Origin of the sequence: Streptomyces fuscigenes (assembly GCF_021556455.1) — a bacterium.
GTDB lineage: Bacteria > Actinomycetota > Actinomycetes > Streptomycetales > Streptomycetaceae > Streptomyces > Streptomyces fuscigenes.
In genome coordinates this window covers 1-2,658 of the sequence record NZ_JAKGCV010000601.1, presented here as the reverse complement: position 1 = coordinate 2,658, position 2,658 = coordinate 1, and the positions used below count along the sequence as shown (strand labels likewise).

The window sequence follows — 2,658 nt, the reverse complement described above, 5'->3', positions numbered from 1 at the left end:
CGCCGCGCGGCGCGGGGGCCGCGCTCCGCCCGGCGCACCCGCGGGCTGCGGGGTGCGGCCGTGTGGAGCGTTCGGTCGGACGGTCGGACAGTGGTGGTCCGCTGATCGCTTGCCCATGACGTCGGTTCCTCCTCGGTCCCTGCGATGGGGGCAATGCTTCGTTGCTGCCGTGTGCTGCCTGTGCTGCCGTGTGCTGCTGGCCGTGCGGTTCTGCTGGTCCTGCTGGTCGTGCGGTTCTGCTGGTCCTGCTGGTTCTGCTCCGGGCCACCGAGGCTGCCGGGGTCGACGCGCGCGGCCCCCGGGGTGCCGCTCGTACCGTGTGTGGCCCTTGTTCCATTCGTTCATCCGCTTGTAACAACAAGCGGAAAACACAAAAGGACCCGGTGGCTGCATCGCCGGGTCCTCTTCCCCAGCAGAATAGCCCACATGCGTGCTGTGTCAGGAGCCAGATCCCGCAGATCACCCGGGCCGGCCGGGCCGCCCGGGGTGGTCCGCACCGTTCTCACCACGGAAGACGCCGTCCGGATCGAGGCGATGTACGAATCGTGTACGGCGGATGTCGCGCGGAGCGGCGGCGCCGGCCGAGACGGCTTCGCCGGCGCTCCCGACCCGGCCTCGCGCACGGTCGTCGTGGTGGCGCACGGCTTCACGGGCAGCGTCGACCGGCCCGCGGTCCGCCGCGCCGCCGAGGTCTTCGCGCGCCGGGCCGCCGTCGTCACCTTCTCGTTCCGCGGGCACGGCGCGTCGGGCGGCCGCTCGACGGTCGGCGACCGGGAGGTGCTGGACCTGGCGGCCGCCGTGCGCTGGGCCCGTACGTTCGGCCACCGGCGGGTCGTGACGGTCGGCTTCTCGATGGGCGGCTCGGTCGTCGTGCGGCACGCGGCCCTGTACCGCGAGCGCCCCGAGGCGCGGGCGGACGCGGTCGTCTCCGTCAGCTCGCCCGCCCGCTGGTACTACCGGGGCACCGCGCCGATGCGCCGCCTGCACTGGGTCGTGACCAGGCCCTTCGGGCGCGTGGTGGGCCGCGTCGGCCTGCACACCCGTATCCACCAGCACGACTGGGACCCCGTCCCGCTGCCGCCGTACGCCGCCGTGCCGCTGATCGCGCCGGTCCCGCTGCTCGTGGTGCACGGGGACCGCGACCCGTACTTCCCGCTGGACCACCCGCACATGCTGGCCGACGCCGCTCCCGAGGGCGCGGCGGAACTGTGGATCGAGCCGGGCATGGGCCACGCGGAGAACGCGGCCGAGGAGCCGCTCCTGGCCCGCATCGCGCAGTGGGCCGCCGACCGCGCGGAGGCCGGACCGGTCCCGGACGGAGCGCGGGCCGCCGACCGGGCCGGGGCCGAACCGGCCAGGGACCGAGCGCGGGACCGGACGTGAGGCGGAACCCGTCCGACCTGGCCCGCCACCCGCCGTTTCGGCCGCGGCGGGGCCCCCTCCGGCCGGGCTCGCGGGGCGGCGCGTGCCGGAGCACGCCCGGGCGTCGGCCATGATGGATGCCGACGAAGGACGAGTGCGGGCCGAGCAAGGAGGTGCGGCGATGGCGGCGGGCACGATCCGCTACTGGGCCGCGGCGAAGGCCGCCGCAGGCGTGGCCGAGGAGCCCTACGCCGCGGACACCCTGGCCGGCGCGCTGGCGGACGCACGGGCGAACCACCCCGGTGACCTGGCGCGCGTCCTCGAGCGGTGTTCGTTCCTGGTCGACGGGCTCACCGTCGGCACCCGAGGGCATGAGACCGTACGGCTTGCCGAGGGCGGCACGGTCGAGGTGCTCCCGCCGTTCGCAGGAGGGTGAAGCGCACAGCATGAGCAGCGATCAGCACTACCCGTACGACCCGGCGCGGGGACACGGCGCGCCGCCCCCGCAGCACGCGGGCGGCCCGCGGTCCCAGGACCCGGCGTACGGGGGGTACGAACCCGGGCCGCAGGGCGGCGGGCCGTCCGACCTGGAGCAGACCCAGACCTGGCAGGGCCAGACGTGGGACACGGCGAGCCAGCCGGTCGTCGAGCGGCCGGCCGGCCGGCACGCCCAGCAGCACCCGCGACACCAGCAGCAGCCGTACCAGCCCGACCCGCAGCACCCGGGGCACCCGTACGAGGAGCAGTACGGACACCCGCGGCAGCCCGGGCACCAGCAGGCGCAGCCGTCGTACGGACCGGCCGCGCCGCACCGGCCGGGCACCCCCGCCGGGCCGCAGCAGCACCTCGCGCCCCAGCCGCAGCCCGGGCCGTACCAGGGCCCCTCCGCGCAGTCCTCGATGGAGGAGACCGCCTACCTCCCCACAACGGGCGCGCACGCGGCCGGGGGAGCGTACGCGCCGCAGCCGGCGCCCGGGCAGCCCGCCTCCTCGATGGAGGAGACCGCCTACCTTCCGGCCACCGGCGCGCCGTACGCCCAGCAGTCGCAGCAGTCGCAGCAGCAGGCGCGGTCGCACGCGCACCGGGCGTCTCACGCGGCGCCCCCCGGGCCCGCGGCCTCCTCGATGGAGGAGACCGCGTACCTGCCCGCCACGGGCGCCGGAGCCGGACCCGTCCAGGCCCAGCCCCCGGGTCCCGGAGCCCAGGGCCCCGGAGCCCAGGGCCCCGGGTACGCCGGGCAGTCCGGCGCCTATCCGCTGCCGCCCGAGGTGCCGGCGGCCGGGCGCGCCGGGTCCG

The 2,658-nt window shown here is 76.6% G+C and carries 2 protein-coding genes and 1 pseudogene; all 3 read left to right on the top strand.

Annotated features, from left to right (window positions below):
• The first annotated feature begins 534 nt into the window (after positions 1 to 534).
• Entirely contained in the window at positions 535 to 1,383 is an 849-nt protein-coding gene (locus tag L1885_RS26810) for an alpha/beta hydrolase (protein WP_235799746.1), read from the top strand.
• Between the two features lie 160 nt (positions 1,384 to 1,543).
• On the top strand, positions 1,544 to 1,798 hold the full coding sequence (locus L1885_RS26805) for a MoaD/ThiS family protein (protein WP_235799745.1): 255 nt from the start codon (positions 1,544 to 1,546) through the stop codon (positions 1,796 to 1,798).
• Between the two features lie 10 nt (positions 1,799 to 1,808).
• Positions 1,809 to 2,658: pseudogene (locus tag L1885_RS26800) on the top strand (hypothetical protein); the annotation flags it as partial.